Raw genomic sequence first — 17,592 nt, forward strand, 5'->3', positions numbered from 1 at the left:
AAAATTTCAGAAGGCGTCACAAATAAAAAACGCCCACCGAGGTGAGCGCTTTATTTAAGTAAGAGTTAAGACTGATTAGAAGTCGTAACGCATACCTAGAGCAACTTCGTCTTCTGTCATCGCTTTAGTGATACCTTTTGATGCATCGTCATCAAGAAGGTTCAGGTTGTAAGAGATGTAAGTACGGAAGTTTGCGTTGAAGAAGTAAGTAGCATCAACAGCAAAGTTGTCAGCGTTTTCGTTGTTAGCAACAGTTAGAGCATTTGTATCGTGGTCAGCGTTGTTGTATGTCGCTGTGAATACAGTTTTACCCATTGTGTAAGCACCAGCTACTTCGAAACCTGTGTAGTCTAGGTCAACAACTTCACCTGTAGTGAATGTACCAGCGAAGTAGAAGTCGCCCATAGTCATCGAACCAGCAACCATTGCTTCGTTGTCTGTACCTTGATCAGCGTAACCAGCACCTAGTTTGAAACCAGAGTCGCCGAATGCGTAGATACCAGAAGTAGAGAAACCGTCGTTGCTTTCTTGGTTAGCTGCTGCATCATCAAAACGGTAGTTTGCTTTGAATGCGAAATCGCCAAATTGACCTTTGTAAGCAATTGCGTTGTCTTCACGGTCAGCTACTGCTAGTTTGTATGCCGCAGAGTTACCGTGGTAAGCCATGATATCAGTGAAGTCAGTGATAACACCTAGAGCACCGTCGTTTTTACCGTAAGTTACTTCACCGAAGTTACCACCGATACCAGCGTATGTGTAACGGTTTTCAAGGTTGCCGTTTGGATTTACTGCATCGTTAGTTGTAAATTCACCTTCCCAGAAACCAACACCGTATAGGCCGTCAGAAATTTGAGTTGTACCTTTAAAGTTTAGACGGATACGAGTGTTATCAGCTGCGTCACCATCTTTCATAGCTAGACGAGCTTCAGCACGGCCGCCCATTTCGATAGATTGTGCTTCGTCTTTATAAAGTTCTGCTGCGTTTACTGCACCAGCTGAAGTAATTGCTGCTACTGCTAGAGCTAATACTTTTTTGTTCATCATTATTCTAATTCCTATAAGGGTGGAGGAGATTAATTTCCATTTTTAATGAAACGAACTGTTTATTACTTCTTATGTCTAAGAGATTTCTAATCAGTTACCTTCACTGTTTCAATAAGACTATTTTCATGGGTAAAGGCACAAAAAGGTTAGTAAAACAATCTAAAAAGTACAATTGAACAGCGTTTTTTATTGTTTTTATGTGATATTGATCTTTATTTTTCAGTTGGTTACGCAAATGAGGGAAAGTTTGTCTGATTTTTGCGGTAAATGTAAATTTATGTTTTTTTGATTTTTGTTTTGGAACTTTATGTGAGCTTGTTCTCATTTTAGTTAATTTTATATGGTTTAAATTGTTGATATTTAAGAATTGAGACGAGGTTCTTAATTTGCGTACTCGTCATTTTTGAAAACAATTCGTAGAAACAAACAATAGATAGGTGATAAAAAAACTTTCTTTGTTTAAACTAGAGAGAATTAATATTTAACAGAAACACTTAAGGTTTACGCTCAATGGTCTGTTTATTGAGAGCCTTTGGTGGGATTTTTATTTGCTGAATTTCTGATTTCAGCTCTAGAGGTATATAAATATGGATAAGGTACCAATGACGGTACGTGGCGAAAAGCTACTGCGTGATGAATTAGAAGTATTATTAAAGCGTCGTCCTTTGATTTCAAAAGCGATCGGTGAAGCTCGTGAGCTAGGCGATTTAAAAGAAAATGCTGAATATCACGCAGCACGTGAAGAGCAAGGTATTTGTGAGGCACAGATCCGTGATATTGAATATAAACTATCTGTAGCTCAGGTTATTGATGTAACTAAAATGACCAACACTGGTAAAGTTATTTTTGGTACAACAGTGACTTTAATTGATGTGAATACAGACGAAGAAGTGAAATACCAAATCGTTGCTGATGATGAAGCGAACATTAAAGAAGGTCGAATCTCTGTGAATTCACCGATTGCTCGTGGCTTAATTGGCAAAATGGAAGGGGATGAAGTAAACATTCAAACTCCTGGCGGTACGAAAGAGTTCGAGATTGACGCTGTAGATTACATTTAATATTTATTACTTGTATGAAACACAAAGGCCGCATAGTTAACTCTACTTTAAAGATAACTACTACGGCCTTTTTAATTTCTTTAGATTAAATGGAAGAAATTATTTTCTAGGAATTTCGATTTTACGATCTTCGCTAGGACGGTATAAAACAAGTGTTTTACCGATAACTTGAACTTTTTCAGCTTCTGTTTCACGGATAATTGCTTCAACAATCAGTTGTTTAGTATCACGGTCTTCAGAAGCGACTTTAACTTTAATTAACTCGTGATGATTAAGTGCAATTTCAATTTCAGCTACTACAGCTTCTGTTAGACCATTTGCACCCATCAATACAACGGGTTTTAGGTTGTGAGCAAGACCTTTAAGGTATTGCTTCTGTTTTGTGCTTAGGTTCATATATACCCGATTTTTTCTATATTAAGGGTTGAAAACAGCCTATTCTAACGCCATCTAAGCAGGAAGACTATTTTTTGTTGCAGTCTTCTAATTTTAATTAAGTATTTTTAGGTAATGCATGAGTAAGAATAAAGTTTCAGCGAGCTCTGGTCGCTGGTTAAAAGAACATTTTGATGATAAATACGTTCTTGAGGCTCAAAAAAGAGGTTATCGCTCTCGTGCTATTTTTAAAATTGAAGAAATTCAAAATAAAGACAAGCTTTTAAAACCAGGAATGACAGTCGTTGACCTTGGTGCTGCACCTGGTGGCTGGTCACAATATGCGGTTGAGCAAGTTGGTGATGAAGGACAAGTTATTGCTTGTGATATCTTGCCAATGGACTCTATTGCTGGTGTAAGTTTTTTACAGGGGGACTTTAGGGAAGAAGCAGTATTGGATGCACTATTAGAGAGAATTCAACCTGATATGGTTGATGTCGTAATGTCTGATATGGCGCCAAATATGAGTGGTAACTTAGCGGTAGATCAGCCTCGTGCGATGTACTTAGTTGAGTTAGCTTTGGATATGTGTCGTCAAGTTCTTGCGCCAAATGGCAGCTTTACTGTGAAAGTATTCCAAGGTGAAGGCTTTGATCAGTACTTGCAAGAAGTGCGTAATATGTTCAAAGTAGTAAAAATCAGAAAGCCTGATTCATCACGTGCTCGTTCACGTGAAGTATATATTGTAGCGACTGGTTACAAAGGATAAGTTTTACGTAGTAGATACAGAATATAAACTGTAGTACTCTGTCTTTCATCTATTTAGTTAACGCGGGGTTAACACCTTGAGTGACATGGCAAAAAATCTAATATTATGGCTGGTTATCGCTGTTGTTTTAATGTCGGTATTCCAGAGTTTTGGACCAGGTGATAGCTCTGGTCGTTCAATTGACTATACGACTTTTGTTAAAGAAGTAGGTAATAGTCAAGTACAAGAAGCAACCTTTAATAATCGTGAGATTAAGGTAATGAAACGTGACGGCACTCGTTACGTAACATATATGCCAGTATTCCAAGATCCTAAGTTGCTTGATGACCTAATTAACCAAAATGTAATCGTTAAAGGTACACCACCAGAAGAGCAGAGCTTACTTGAGTCTATCTTCATCTCGTGGTTCCCAATGATTCTTCTTATTGGTGTTTGGATCTTCTTCATGCGTCAGATGCAAGGTGGCGGTGGCAAAGGAGCTATGTCCTTTGGCAAGAGTAAAGCCAAGATGATGACTGAAGAGCAAATCAAAACAACATTTGATGATGTTGCTGGCTGTGATGAAGCAAAAGAAGATGTAAAAGAGTTAGTTGATTACTTGCGCGAACCAAGCCGTTTCCAAAAACTGGGTGGTAAAATTCCAACTGGTGTTTTATTGGTTGGTCCTCCAGGTACAGGTAAAACGTTGATTGCAAAAGCGATTGCCGGTGAAGCAAAAGTACCTTTCTTCTCAATTTCTGGTTCTGATTTTGTTGAGATGTTTGTGGGTGTTGGTGCGTCACGTGTTCGTGATATGTTTGAACAAGCGAAAAAATCATCACCTTGTATTATCTTCATTGATGAAATCGATGCTGTAGGTCGCCAACGTGGTGCTGGTGTTGGTGGTGGTAATGATGAGCGTGAGCAAACATTGAACCAAATGCTAGTTGAAATGGATGGCTTTGAAGGTAACGAAGGCATCATTGTTATTGCTGCGACTAACCGTCCAGACGTACTTGATGCAGCATTACTACGTCCAGGTCGTTTCGACCGTCAAGTTGTTGTTGGTCTACCTGATATCCGTGGTCGTGAGCAGATCCTTCAAGTTCATATGCGTAAAGTACCATTAGGTGCTGGCGTAGAACCATCGTTGATTGCTCGTGGTACTCCTGGCTTCTCTGGTGCAGATCTAGCTAACTTAGTAAACGAAGCTGCTTTGTTTGCGGCGCGCGGCAATAAGCGTGTTGTTTCAATGGTTGAGTTTGAATTAGCGAAAGATAAAATCATGATGGGCGCAGAGCGTAAATCAATGGTTATGTCTGAAGAAACTAAAGAATCAACAGCATATCATGAAGCAGGCCATGCGATTGTTGGTCGTTTAGTTCCTGAACATGATCCAGTATACAAAGTATCTATCATTCCACGTGGTCGAGCGTTGGGTGTAACTATGTATCTACCAGAACAAGATCGTATCAGCATGAACCGTCAACATTTAGAATCGATGATTTCGAGTCTATATGGTGGTCGTTTAGCTGAGGAATTGATTTACGGTGTTGATAAGGTATCAACTGGTGCATCGAACGATATTGAACGCGCAACAGATATTGCTCGTAAAATGGTAACGCAATGGGGCTTCTCTGATGCTCTAGGTCCTCTACTTTATGCAGAAGATCAAGGCGACCCGTTCTCTGGTCACGGTGGTTCTCATCAACCTAAGCATGTTTCTCCAGAAACACTGCAATTAATTGATGCTGAGATCCGTACTATCATTGATCGTAACTATGCTCGTGCAAGACAGATCCTTGAAGATAATATGGATATCATGCATGCGATGAAAGATGCGTTGATGAAGTTTGAAACCATTGATGCCGGTCAGATTGATGATCTCATGGATCGTAAAGCTGATATTCGCGAACCACAAGGGTGGGGTGATAATAACCCACAGCCTCAAGCGAAGACTGAAGCACCAGTAGAAAAAGAAGAAACAGAATCAAAAGCAGAAGAGAAGGTTGAAGAAACAAAAGAACAACCAACTCCAACTGATGAAACAAAAAATGATTCTGAATCATCTGAAAAGTAAGATGAAATAAGATAAATGAAACCCCGAGTTATGCTCGGGGTTTTTGTATTTATTAAAGGTGTAGAGTAATGAAACTAATAAGTAAAAATAAATCCCTTTTATTAGATCGCTCTCATGTCATGGGAATACTTAACGTAACACCTGACTCTTTTTCTGACGGTGGCCAGTTTACCCATTTAGATGCTGCGCTTAAGCAAGCCGAAAAAATGGTTAATGCTGGGGTGAGTTTTATTGATATTGGTGGAGAGTCAACGCGACCTGGAGCCCCTGAAGTATCATTACAAGAAGAGCTAGATAGAGTATTACCAATCATCGAAGCCGTTCATCAACGTTTTGATACTTGGATATCTATTGATACAAGTAAAGCTGTCGTCATGGAAGAGGCAGTAAAAGCCGGTGCTGATTTAATTAATGATGTGAGGGCACTACAAGAGCCGAATGCCTTGGAAGTCGCAGCAAAAGCGAATGTTCCTGTTTGTTTGATGCATATGCAAGGGCAACCTCGAACTATGCAAACTAATCCTTCTTATCAAGACTTATTTACCGACATATCGAGCTTTTTAAGTGAAAGAATAGATGCATGCCAATCGGTTGGTATCGCAAAAGATAAGTTAATTCTCGATCCTGGATTTGGTTTTGGTAAAACCTTGGCGCATAATTACCAGCTTCTTGCTGAGCTAGAGCGTTTTCATCAATTCGGTTTGCCGCTTCTTGCTGGGATGTCGAGAAAATCGATGGTTTTTAAGTTACTAGATGTAGAGCCGAAAATGGCAGTATCTGGCAGCTTGGCTTGTGCAACGATTGCAGCCATGAAAGGGGCGCAAATTATTCGTGTTCATGATTTTGAACAAACGATGGATATCGTAAAGGTTTGCCAAGCAACTTTAGAACAATCTCCTCATTAAAGAGTTGTTCAATTTAAATAAATTATTAAAAAAACATGGAGTACAACATGGCTGAACGTAAATATTTCGGAACTGATGGCGTTCGAGGATTAGTAGGGCAAGCACCTATCACACCTGATTTTGTTATGAAGCTTGGCTGGGCGGCAGGACAAGTTTTAGCTAAGCAAGGTACAAAAAAAGTCATTATTGGTAAAGATACGCGTATTTCTGGTTATATGCTTGAATCAGCATTAGAAGCAGGTTTAGCCGCTGCTGGATTACAAGCTAAATTTACGGGTCCGATGCCAACTCCAGCTGTGGCTTACCTTACTCAAACATTTCGTGCAGAAGCAGGTATTGTGATTTCAGCTTCTCATAATCCATACTACGATAATGGCATTAAATTCTTCTCATCAGAAGGGACAAAACTTCCGGATGACGTTGAAATGGCGATTGAAGCAGAGCTTGATAAGCCAATGACATGTGTTGAATCAGCCTTACTTGGTAAAGCTTCTCGTCTTAATGATGCTGCAGGTCGTTACATTGAATTTTGTAAAAGTACATTCCCTAAAGAATTGAGTCTTGCTGGTCTAAAAATTGTTATCGATTGTGCTAATGGTGCAACGTATCATATTGCTCCTAATGTGTTTAAAGAGCTAGGTGCAGAGATCATCACAATCGGTTGTGAACCAAATGGTACCAATATTAACCATGAAGTTGGTGCGACGGATGTTCGAGCTCTTCAAGCAAAAGTTGTTGAAGAAAAAGCCGATTTTGGTGTTGCATTTGATGGTGACGGTGACCGTATCATTATGGTGGATGAATTCGGCGAGAAAGTAGATGGCGACCAGATTGCGTACATCATTGCTCGTGACGCACTGCGTCGTGGTGAGTTAAAAGGTGGTGTGGTTGGTACATTGATGACGAATATGGGGATGGAGGTTGCTTTACGTAATCTTGGAATTCCATTTGTTCGTTCAGATGTTGGTGACCGCTATGTGATGGAAAAACTTCTAGAAAACAAATGGTTAATTGGTGCGGAGAATTCAGGTCACGTTATTCTTTTAGATAAAGTAACGACGGGCGATGCTATTGTTGCAGCGCTTCAAGTTATTGCGTCGATTGTAGGCAGTAAAATGTCATTAAAAGAATTATGTGATGGCATGACAATGTTCCCACAAATCTTAGTTAACGTTCGATTTTCTGGTGAGAATGATCCTCTTGAATCAGATGCAGTAAAAGCAGCTCAAGCTGATGTGGAAGCTAAATTAGGTGATAATGGTCGTGTATTATTGCGTAAGTCAGGTACAGAGCCTTTAATTCGCGTTATGGTTGAAGGTGAAGATGCGGAATTAGTGACACAATATGCGCAACAAATTGCGGATGCGGTGAAAGAAAGCTGCTAATTTGAGCAATTAAATGAAATTGAACGTTTTTTGTTAATTTTAACTTGTCATAGTAGCCTAGTTTGGTTAATATCCTTCGGCCTCTTAATTGAGAGGGCGCTGGTGTTGCCAATAGGCTACCGGTACATTAATTAGATACATGGGTGACGGAATGCATACGATTCTACTTGTGATTTATCTGATTGCCGCAGTCGGTGTAATTGGCCTAGTATTGGTACAACACGGTAAAGGCGCAGATATGGGAGCTTCATTTGGGGCTGGAGCATCAAATACTGTATTTGGCTCTAGTGGCTCTGGAAACTTTTTAACCCGAATGACTGCAATTTGTGCAACAGTATTTTTTGTTATCAGTTTGGCGCTAGGCAATATGTCTACGCATAAATCTGAAGGTTTTGATCTTAAATTAGATCAACAAGCGACAGAGCAAGTAACTGACAACGCGAGCGATGTTCCTGCTACTGAAGACAGCGACGTTCCTCTTTAAAAGAATTTAGCCGAGATGGTGAAATTGGTAGACACGCTAGCATGAGGTGCTAGTGCCTTATGGTGTGAGGGTTCAAGTCCCTCTCTCGGCACCATATTCAGACGAGAATCTGATTCTTGTAATAAAAGCATAAAGAAACTATAATTTCTTTGTTCTTTTCGGACGCGGGATGGAGCAGCTTGGTAGCTCGTCGGGCTCATAACCCGAAGGTCGTCGGTTCAAATCCGGCTCCCGCAACCAATTACTTAAATAAGAGTTATTGCTATTATTTAAGTAAGTCACGCAAGTGGCATTCAGGGTCCAGCAGTATTAAACCCCGCAATTACGGGGTTTTTTGCTATCTGAAACAGACTGTTTTTTAAGAATTGGGCCTTGAGCCCTTTTTTTTTTCAGGGGATATCAATGACAGGATTAGAAAGACAACTAACAGAAATGCTTGAGGCTCCTGTTGGTGCTTTAGGTTATGAATTGGTTGGTTTAGAATTCGTACGTGCGGGTGAACACTCAACACTACGTGTATTCATCGACCATGAAAATGGCATCTTTGTGGAAGACTGTGCAGAAGCCAGTCGTCAAATTAGTGCAGTAATGGATGTAGAAGATCCAATTACAGTAGCATATAACCTAGAGGTTTCGTCTCCAGGTCTTGAACGTCCACTGTTTAAAGCAGCACATTATCAACAATTTGTTGGTCACGAGGTCAGCCTTGTATTAAAGATGCCGATGAATAACCGTCGTAAATGGAAAGGTGACATCCTTGAAATTAACGGTGAGATTGTTACGGTTACAGTTGATGGTAACAATGAAGAATTTGCGTTAAGCAACATTTCAAAGGCGAACTTGGTTCCTAAATTTTAAGGCTTGAAGAGGCTAAAATGAACAAAGAAATCTTAGCTGTTGTAGAAGCAGTATCAAATGAAAAAGCTGTTCCTCGTGAGCGAATTTTTGAAGCATTAGAAATCGCGCTTGCAACAGCAACAAAGAAAAAATCTGAAATGGAAATTGAAGTACGTGTAGCGATCGATCGCAAAACAGGTGACTTCGAAACATTCCGTCGTTGGGTTGCAGTAGAAAACGTTGAAAATCCAACGCTTGAAATTTCTATTGAAGCAGCACAGTTTGAAGATGAAACTATCGAAATCGGTGGTTACGTTGAAGATGATATCGAGTCAGTAACATTTGACCGTATTACAACTCAAACAGCGAAACAAGTTATCGTACAAAAAGTACGTGAAGCTGAACGTGCAATGATCGTTGAACAGTTTATTGATAATGAAGGTGAGCTAATCACTGGTATCGTTAAGAAAGTAAACCGTGATGCAATCATCGTAGATCTTGGTAACAACGCTGAAGCGGTAATTTTACGTGAAGATCAACTTCCACGTGAAAACTTCCGTCCAGGTGACCGTGTTCGTGGTCTGCTATATGCAGTTAAACCTGAAGCACGTGGTTTCCAATTATTCATGACACGTTCAAAAGGCGTAATGCTAACTGAACTATTCCGCGTAGAAGTACCTGAAATTGGCGAAGAGCTAATTGAATTAAAAGGTGCGGCTCGTGATCCAGGTTCTCGTGCTAAGATCGCAGTTAAAACAAACGATAAGCGTATTGACCCTGTTGGTGCGTGTGTTGGTATGCGTGGCGCACGTGTACAAGCTGTATCTGGTGAGCTTGGTGGTGAGCGTATTGATATCGTGCTTTGGGATGATAACCCTGCGCAATTTGTTATCAATGCAATGGCTCCGGCAGAAGTTGCTTCAATCATTGTTGATGAAGACAACAACACAATGGATATCGCTGTTGAAGCTGATAATCTAGCACAAGCAATTGGCCGTAGTGGTCAAAACGTACGTTTAGCATCTCAACTTACTGGTTGGGAATTAAACGTAATGACAGTTGCTGATCTTAACAAGAAGCACCAAGAAGAAGCTCAAGGTTCTATTGATGCATTCGTTAAGCATTTAGATATTGATGCAGACTTTGCTCAGCTATTAGTTGAAGAAGGTTTCACTACTCTAGAAGAAGTTGCATATGTACCTGTAAATGAACTTCTAGAAATTGAAGAGTTAGATGAAGATACTGTTGATGCTCTACGTACTCGTGCGAAAGAAGCATTAACAACATTAGCGCTAGCTCAAGAAGAATCATTAGATGGCGTTGAGCCAGCTGAAGACCTACTTGCTCTTGAAGGCTTAGAGCGTGAGCTTGCTTTCAAACTTGCAGCTAAAGGTGTTATTACACTTGAAGACCTTGCAGACCAAGGTGTTGATGAACTGTCTGATATTGAAAATCTAACAGAAGAGCGTGCTGGTGAGTTAATCATGGCTGCTCGTAACATCTGTTGGTTTAGTGACGAAGAATAATAATAGCAAGCAAGGAGAAGCGGTATGACAAAGCTTACGGTAAAAGCACTTAGTGAAGAAATTGGAACTCCAGTTGACCGCTTACTTCAGCAATTTTCGGATGCTGGTATTAATAAAAAAGACGGAGACTCTGTAACTGAAAGTGAAAAGCAATCTTTGCTGGTTCACTTGAAGAAAGAGCATGGTAGTGTTGATGATAGTGCATCACCTACACGTCTAACTCTTCAACGCAAAACTCGCAGCACGTTAAGTGTTGCGGGTAGCGGTGGTAAAAGTAAAGATGTGCAAGTAGAAGTTCGTAAAAAACGTACTTATGTAAAAGCAAGCGCACTTGAAGAAGAGAAAAAAGCTGAGCAACTGAAAGCAGAAGCTGAAGAACAAGCCAAACGCGATGCAGAGGAAGCTGCAGCTCGCGAACTTGAACAAAAAGCACAACGTGAAGCGGAAGAGCAGGCAAAACGTGAAGCTGAGGCAGAAGCCAAAGCGAAACGTGAAGCTGAAGAAAAAGCGAAACGTGCTGAAGCTGATAAGGCTAAAAAAGAAATGACTAAGAAAAACGAACAAGCGAAAAAAGAAGCTGAGGAGCTTAAAGCTCGTCAGGAACTAGAAGCGACTCGTAAGGCAGAAGCTGAAGCGGCAAAATTAGTAGAAGAAGCTCGTAAACTTGCTGAAGAAAATGAAGCTCGTTGGAAAGAAGAAGAGCAAAAGAAATCAGCAGCTGAAAAAGATGCAGATTACCATGTAACAACTTCTTCTCATGCTCGTGAAGCAGAAGATGCGGCTGATCGTAAAGAAGAGCAACAACCTCGCCGTCGTAAGAAAAAAGCAAAACCTGCAGAAGCAGCTCCTCGCGGTGGTCGTAACCAACGTGGCGGTCGCAATAAAAAAGCACAAGTTAACAAACCTACTTCAATGCAACATGGCTTTGATAAGTCAGCGACAGTTGCTAAGCAAGACGTTGCTATCGGTGAAACAATTGTTGTTTCTGAACTAGCAAGTAAAATGTCTGTTAAAGCAACAGAAGTAATCAAAGTTATGATGAAGATGGGCGCTATGGCGACTATCAACCAAGTGATCGACCAAGAAACTGCACAACTTGTTGCAGAAGAAATGGGTCACAAAGTAATTCTTCGTAAAGAAAATGAATTAGAAGAAGCGGTACTATCTGATCGTGACAACAGCGCTGAAGCTGAAGGTCGTGCTCCAGTAGTTACAATCATGGGTCACGTTGACCATGGTAAAACTTCTACACTTGACTACATTCGTCGTGCACACGTTGCTGACGCTGAAGCGGGTGGTATTACACAACACATCGGTGCATACCACGTTGAAACTGACAACGGTATGATCACTTTCCTTGATACTCCTGGACACGCAGCGTTTACCGCTATGCGTGCTCGTGGTGCTCAAGCGACAGATATCGTTGTTCTTGTTGTTGCAGCAGATGATGGTGTTATGCCACAAACAATCGAAGCTATCCAACACGCAAAAGCGGCAGGTGTACCTCTGATTGTTGCTGTGAACAAGATCGATAAAGAAGATGCAAACCCAGATAACGTTAAGAATGAGCTTGCTCAATACGACGTAATTCCTGAAGAGTGGGGCGGTGAGAACATGTTTGTTCACATCTCTGCTAAACAAGGTACAAATATCGATGGTCTTCTAGAAGCGATTCTTCTTCAGTCTGAAGTTTTAGAGCTTACAGCGGTAAGAGAAGGCATGGCATCAGGTGTTGTTGTTGAATCTCGTCTTGATAAAGGTCGTGGTCCTGTTGCAACAGTTCTTGTTCAATCTGGTACTCTTAACAAGGGCGATATCGTTCTTTGTGGTCAAGAATACGGCCGTGTTCGTGCAATGCGCGATGAAAATGGTAAAGAGATTGAATCAGCTGGTCCATCTATCCCTGTTGAGATCCTTGGTCTTTCTGGCGTTCCTGCATCTGGTGATGAAGCTACAGTTGTTCGTGATGAGCGTAAAGCACGTGAAGTTGCAAACTACCGTCAAGGTAAATTCCGTGATGTTAAACTAGCTCGTCAGCAAAAAGCGAAATTAGAGAACATGTTCTCTAATATGACTGCTGGTGAAGTTGCTGAACTAAATGTAGTTCTAAAAGCTGACGTTCAAGGTTCTGTTGAAGCGATTGCTGATTCATTACGTAAACTGTCAACTGACGAAGTTAAAGTTAACATCGTAGGTTCTGGTGTTGGTGGTATTACTGAAACTGATGCAGTACTTGCAGCAGCATCTAACGCTATTATTCTTGGCTTCAACGTTCGTGCTGATGCAACTGCTCGCCGTACAATTGAAAACGAGAACCTAGATCTTCGTTACTACTCAATCATCTACCAACTGATCGATGAAGTTAAAGCTGCAATGGGCGGTATGCTTGCTCCTGAGTTTAAACAAGAAATCATTGGTCTTGCTCAAGTTCGTGACGTATTTAAGTCGCCTAAACTTGGTGCAATCGCTGGTTGTATGGTTACAGAAGGTACGATTAAGCGTAGCAACCCAATCCGTGTACTACGTGATAACGTAGTAATTTACGAAGGTGAGCTAGAATCACTACGTCGCTTTAAAGATGACGTGGCTGAAGTTAAAAATGGTTACGAGTGTGGTATCGGCGTTAAGAACTACAACGACGTACGCGTTGGTGACCAAATCGAAGTATTCGAAATCGTTGAGATCAAACGTACTCTTGACTAATTGACTATAATTACTAACGTTATCTTTAAAGGTAAGTAGTAATCGGTTGTTGAATACACCATGGGGGGCTGGTAATTACCAAGCCCCCCATCTTTCTAAGAGAGAAAAGATATGTCAAAAGAATTTAGCCGCACACAGCGTGTGTCGCAACAATTACAAAAAGAACTAGCAGTTATGCTACAACGTGAAGTTCGTGATTCACGTATCGGTATGGTGACGATTTCTGATGTAGAAGTATCACGTGACTTAGCTTATGCAAAAGTATTCGTGACTTTCTTCTGTGTTGGTGATCAAACTCCAGAATCAAGCTTAGCCGCTCTAAAAGAGCACGAGCCATCATTACGTATGATGCTTGGCAAGCGCATTCGTTTACGTCTAACTCCTGAAATTCGTTTTACTTACGACAACACGCTTGTTGAAGGTATGCGTATGTCTAACTTAGTAACTGACGTTGTTAATACAGATAAACGCAAAATGGCTGAATCAGGCCGTACAGAATCAGATGAAGGTGAAGAGTAATGGCTCGCCGTCGTAAGGGTCGTCCGGTTAATGGTGTTATCTTAATTGATAAACCAACAGGTATTACTTCAAACGATACTCTGCAAAAAGTTAAACGCATTTACTTTGCTGAAAAAGCAGGTCATACAGGTGCTCTTGATCCTCTAGCAACTGGTATGCTTCCTATTTGTTTAGGTGAAGCAACGAAGTTTTCTCAGTTTCTTTTAGATTCTGATAAGCGCTACCGTGTTATAGCTAAACTTGGTGAGCGTACGAATACATCAGACTCTGATGGTGAAGTGGTTCAAACTCGTGAAGTAAAAGTGGATCGCGGTCAATTAGAGCGTTGTATTGCGAAATTCCGTGGTACAACGGATCAAATTCCATCAATGTTTTCAGCATTAAAATACCAAGGTCGTCCTTTGTATGAATATGCTCGTGAAGGCATTGAAGTACCTCGTGAGTCACGTAAGATCACTGTTTACTCTATTGAATTACTTCGCTTTGAAGGTCATGAAGTAGAAATGGAAGTGCATTGTTCAAAAGGCACTTACATTCGTACGATTACCGACGATTTAGGAGAAATGCTGGGTTGTGGTGCGCACGTAACTTATTTACGTCGTACTGGTGTATCGAATTATCCATATGAGAATATGGTAACGATTGAAGACTTAGAAGCATTACTTGAACAAGCTCATCGCGAAGAGCGTGCTCCTCGTGAATTACTTGATCCATTACTAATGCCAATGGATTCAGCGGTACAAGACCTACCTGAAGTGAATATGATCCCTGAATTGGCAGATCATGTTTTACACGGTCAACCTGTACAAGTGTTTGGTGCTCCACAGGATGGCATTGTACGTATGACATCGGGTGATGAACGTTTATTCATCGGTGTTGGTCACATTGATGATGATGGTCGTGTTGCGCCTAAACGTTTAGTTGTTTTTCGAGATGAAGAAGAAAAATAATTAATCCTGAGTTTCAAAAGAATAGAAAGAGCAAAAGCTGTTGGTTTTTGCTCTTTTTTTATTGCTTTATTATTGTTCATCCGTATAATTCGCCCTTCGCGTAGTGGCTGAATCAGAGATTGGCTACTACAAATATTAAACTACTCTTATCAGGAGAGAATTATGTCTCTGAATGCAGAAACTAAAGCAGCAATCGTTGCTGAATACGCACAATCTGAAGGCGATACAGGTTCACCAGAAGTACAAGTAGCACTACTAACTGCTTCTATCAACCACCTTCAAGGTCACTTTGCTAATCACAAGCACGATCACCACAGCCGTCGTGGTCTACTACGTATGGTTTCTAGCCGTCGTAAGCTTCTTGATTACCTAAAAGGCAAAAACCTTGCTCGTTACCAAGATCTAATCAAACGTCTAGGCCTACGTCGCTAATTTGCGATGTCTGTAAAGACAGTTTGACGAAAAGGAGCGTTTATCGCTCCTTTTTTTATGAGCTAAAATCTCCTTTTTCATTCCTGAAACTCGCATCTTCCCCCAATTGAGGTATACTGTGCCTCGTTGAAATTACTCAGTAGTAATTTTGATAAAACTATCCAATTCATCATATTACAGTCACCGAAGTCGGCCACTAGGTCGCGGCTATTACAAATTGTCTTTAATGAAGTCAATTTGTACTAGTCGCGATTAGTAGTATGTTGAATTATCAACTACAAATTTCTTATTTTTGATAGCACAACGTGCCATGTAAAAATAAGAATAAAGGAAAAAAAATGTTCGCGAATCCAGTCGTAAAATCATTTCAGTACGGTAACCATACCGTTACTCTAGAAACGGGTGTAATTGCTCGTCAAGCTACAGCTGCTGTAATGGCAAGCATGGACGATACATCTGTATTCGTTTCTGTTGTTGCTAAGAAAGAAGCGGTTCCAGGCCAAGATTTCTTCCCATTAACAGTTAACTACCAAGAGCGTACATACGCTGCAGGTAAAATCCCTGGTGGTTTCTTTAAGCGTGAAGGTCGTCCTTCTGAAGCTGAAACACTAACAGCTCGTCTAATTGACCGTCCAATCCGTCCTCTTTTCCCTGATGCATTCAAAAACGAAGTACAGGTAATTGCAACGGTTGTTTCTATCAATCCTGAAGTTAACCCAGACATGATCACTATGATCGGTACGTCTGCGGCATTAGCTATCGCTGGTATTCCATTTAATGGTCCTATCGGTGCTGCACGTGTTGGTCATATCAACGGTGAGCTTGTTCTTAACCCATCAAATACTGAACTTGAAAACTCTAAACTAGACCTAGTTGTGTCTGGTACAGAAGGTGCAGTATTAATGGTTGAATCAGAAGCTGATAACCTAACTGAAGAAGAAATGCTTTCTGCTGTTGTATTCGGCCACGAACAACAACAAGTAGTTATCAACGCTATCAACGAATTCGCTGCTGAAGTTGCAACTCCAGCATGGGATTGGGTTGCTCCAGAAGAGAACACAGTTCTTAACGCGCGTATTGCAGAGTTAGCAGAAGCTAAATTAGTTGAAGCTTACCAAATTACTGAAAAAATGACTCGTTACGATCGCATTCATGAAATCGCGGCTGAAGTTAACGAAGTTCTAGTATCTGAAAACGAAGACGTGAACCTAAAAGAAGTTCACACTATCTTCCACGATCTAGAGAAAACAGTTGTACGTCGCAGCATCATCGCTGGTAACCCACGTATCGATGGTCGTGAAAAAGACATGGTTCGTGCGCTAGACGTACGTACTGGTGTTCTTCCACGTACTCACGGTTCTTCTCTATTCACTCGTGGTGAAACTCAAGCTCTTGTTACTGCAACGCTTGGTACACAACGTGATGCTCAAATCATCGATAGCCTAATGGGTGAGAAGAAAGATCACTTCCTTCTACACTACAACTTCCCTCCATACTGTGTAGGTGAAACTGGTTTTGTTGGTTCTCCTAAGCGTCGTGAAATCGGTCACGGTAAACTGGCTAAACGTGGTATCCAAGCGGTTATGCCTTCTATTGAAGAATTCCCATACACAGTACGTGTAGTATCGGAAATCACTGAATCTAACGGTTCATCTTCAATGGCTTCTGTATGTGGTACATCTTTAGCTCTTATGGATGCTGGTGTTCCAATTAAAGCATCTGTTGCTGGTATCGCAATGGGTCTTGTGAAAGAAGGCGACGATTTCGTTGTTCTTTCTGACATTCTAGGTGACGAAGACCACCTTGGTGATATGGACTTTAAAGTAGCGGGTACTAACGAAGGTATCACTGCACTTCAAATGGATATCAAAATCGAAGGTATCACTAAAGAGATCATGCAGATCGCTCTAAACCAAGCTCAAGGTGCGCGTAAGCACATCCTTAAAGTTATGGATGAAGCTATCTCTGGTGCTCGTGAAGAGATCTCTGAATTTGCTCCACGTATCCACACAATGAAGATCAGCTCTGATAAGATCAAAGATGTTATCGGTAAAGGTGGTGCAGTTATCCGTGCTCTTTGTGAAGAGACTGGTACAACTATCGAAATCGAAGATGACGGTACGATCAAAATCGCTGCAACTGAAGGCGCTGCTGCTAAAGAAGCGATTCGTCGCATCGAAGAGATCACTGCTGAAGTTGAAGTTGGTAAGATCTACACAGGTAAAGTTATGCGTATCGTAGATTTCGGTGCGTTCGTAACGGTTCTTGGCCCTAAAGAAGGTCTAGTTCATATTTCTCAAATCGCAGAAGAGCGTATCGAGAAAGTAGCTGATCACCTACAAGTTGGTCAAGAAGTGAAAACTAAAGTACTTGAAATCGACCGTCAAGGCCGTATCCGTCTAAGTATTAAAGAAGCAAATGCTGAACTAAACCCAGCACCTGCTGCTGAAGCAAAAGACGCAGAATAATCTTATTGATTACAGTCTTTTGATTTAAAGCATGTTATAAAGGGAGCAGAAATGCTCCCTTTTCTTTTAATATAG

General features: G+C 40.9%; 15 protein-coding genes and 2 tRNA genes. 15 read left to right on the forward strand and 2 right to left on the reverse strand.

Going from position 1 to position 17,592, the window contains the following annotated elements:
* Window positions 1-75 precede the first annotated feature (75 nt).
* On the reverse strand, window positions 76-1,041 hold the full coding sequence (gene ompU, locus AAFX60_002425; protein ID XDF78875.1) for a porin OmpU: 966 nt from the start codon (window positions 1,039-1,041) through the stop codon (window positions 76-78).
* Window positions 1,042-1,631: 590 nt separating this feature from the next.
* Between ompU and greA the strand changes: the two genes are divergently transcribed.
* Window positions 1,632-2,105: a transcription elongation factor GreA gene (gene greA, locus AAFX60_002430; protein ID XDF78075.1), complete on the forward strand. Its 474-nt coding sequence runs from the start codon at window positions 1,632-1,634 to the stop codon at window positions 2,103-2,105.
* Window positions 2,106-2,204: 99 nt separating this feature from the next.
* On the opposite strand, the gene yhbY is transcribed toward greA, so the two are convergent.
* Window positions 2,205-2,501 carry a ribosome assembly RNA-binding protein YhbY gene (gene yhbY, locus AAFX60_002435; protein XDF78076.1) on the reverse strand — a complete coding sequence of 99 codons (297 nt, stop codon included), beginning with the start codon at window positions 2,499-2,501 and terminating at the stop codon, window positions 2,205-2,207.
* Between the two features lie 118 nt (window positions 2,502-2,619).
* On the opposite strand from yhbY, the gene rlmE reads away from it, so the two are divergent.
* The 14 genes from rlmE to pnp all read left to right on the forward strand — a co-directional run bounded on the left by rlmE (window position 2,620) and on the right by pnp (window position 17,517).
* Window positions 2,620-3,249, forward strand: coding sequence for a 23S rRNA (uridine(2552)-2'-O)-methyltransferase RlmE (rlmE, locus tag AAFX60_002440; GenBank protein ID XDF78077.1), 630 nt, complete (start codon window positions 2,620-2,622; stop codon window positions 3,247-3,249).
* An 85-nt stretch (window positions 3,250-3,334) separates the two neighbouring features.
* The gene (gene ftsH, locus AAFX60_002445; GenBank protein XDF78078.1) at window positions 3,335-5,308 is read left to right on the forward strand and encodes an ATP-dependent zinc metalloprotease FtsH; all 1,974 of its coding nucleotides are present in this window, start codon (window positions 3,335-3,337) and stop codon (window positions 5,306-5,308) included.
* Between the two features lie 68 nt (window positions 5,309-5,376).
* Window positions 5,377-6,213, forward strand: a complete 837-nt coding sequence (gene folP / locus AAFX60_002450; protein XDF78079.1) for a dihydropteroate synthase — start codon at window positions 5,377-5,379, stop codon at window positions 6,211-6,213.
* A 47-nt stretch (window positions 6,214-6,260) separates the two neighbouring features.
* Complete coding sequence (gene glmM / locus AAFX60_002455) at window positions 6,261-7,598, forward strand: phosphoglucosamine mutase (protein XDF78080.1); 1,338 nt, start codon at window positions 6,261-6,263, stop codon at window positions 7,596-7,598.
* Window positions 7,599-7,749: 151 nt separating this feature from the next.
* A complete protein-coding gene (secG, locus tag AAFX60_002460) occupies window positions 7,750-8,082 on the forward strand; it encodes a preprotein translocase subunit SecG (GenBank protein XDF78081.1) in 333 nt (110 codons plus the stop codon).
* Between the two features lie 9 nt (window positions 8,083-8,091).
* Window positions 8,092-8,176: transfer RNA gene (locus AAFX60_002465), tRNA-Leu, on the forward strand.
* Window positions 8,177-8,245: 69 nt separating this feature from the next.
* Window positions 8,246-8,322 (forward strand) — tRNA-Met (locus tag AAFX60_002470).
* A gap of 162 nt (window positions 8,323-8,484) precedes the next feature.
* Window positions 8,485-8,940, forward strand: coding sequence for a ribosome maturation factor RimP (gene rimP / locus AAFX60_002475; protein XDF78082.1), 456 nt, complete (start codon window positions 8,485-8,487; stop codon window positions 8,938-8,940).
* 17 nt (window positions 8,941-8,957) lie between these two features.
* Window positions 8,958-10,445 carry a transcription termination factor NusA gene (nusA, locus tag AAFX60_002480; protein ID XDF78083.1) on the forward strand — a complete coding sequence of 496 codons (1,488 nt, stop codon included), beginning with the start codon at window positions 8,958-8,960 and terminating at the stop codon, window positions 10,443-10,445.
* A gap of 24 nt (window positions 10,446-10,469) precedes the next feature.
* Complete coding sequence (gene infB / locus AAFX60_002485) at window positions 10,470-13,148, forward strand: translation initiation factor IF-2 (GenBank protein ID XDF78084.1); 2,679 nt, start codon at window positions 10,470-10,472, stop codon at window positions 13,146-13,148.
* A gap of 111 nt (window positions 13,149-13,259) precedes the next feature.
* On the forward strand, window positions 13,260-13,667 hold the full coding sequence (gene rbfA, locus AAFX60_002490) for a 30S ribosome-binding factor RbfA (GenBank protein XDF78085.1): 408 nt from the start codon (window positions 13,260-13,262) through the stop codon (window positions 13,665-13,667).
* Window positions 13,667-14,617 carry a tRNA pseudouridine(55) synthase TruB gene (gene truB / locus AAFX60_002495; GenBank protein XDF78086.1) on the forward strand — a complete coding sequence of 317 codons (951 nt, stop codon included), beginning with the start codon at window positions 13,667-13,669 and terminating at the stop codon, window positions 14,615-14,617. Before rbfA ends, truB begins: the two co-directional genes overlap by 1 nt.
* A gap of 162 nt (window positions 14,618-14,779) precedes the next feature.
* Window positions 14,780-15,049 (forward strand): 30S ribosomal protein S15, encoded by a 270-nt coding sequence (gene rpsO / locus AAFX60_002500; GenBank protein ID XDF78087.1) that lies wholly within the window; start codon window positions 14,780-14,782, stop codon window positions 15,047-15,049.
* Window positions 15,050-15,387: 338 nt separating this feature from the next.
* A complete protein-coding gene (pnp, locus tag AAFX60_002505) occupies window positions 15,388-17,517 on the forward strand; it encodes a polyribonucleotide nucleotidyltransferase (protein ID XDF78088.1) in 2,130 nt (709 codons plus the stop codon).
* The last annotated feature ends 75 nt before the right edge of the window (window positions 17,518-17,592 follow it).

Source organism: Aliivibrio fischeri (assembly GCA_038993745.2).
GTDB classification, from domain to species: Bacteria; Pseudomonadota; Gammaproteobacteria; order Enterobacterales; family Vibrionaceae; genus Aliivibrio; species Aliivibrio fischeri_B.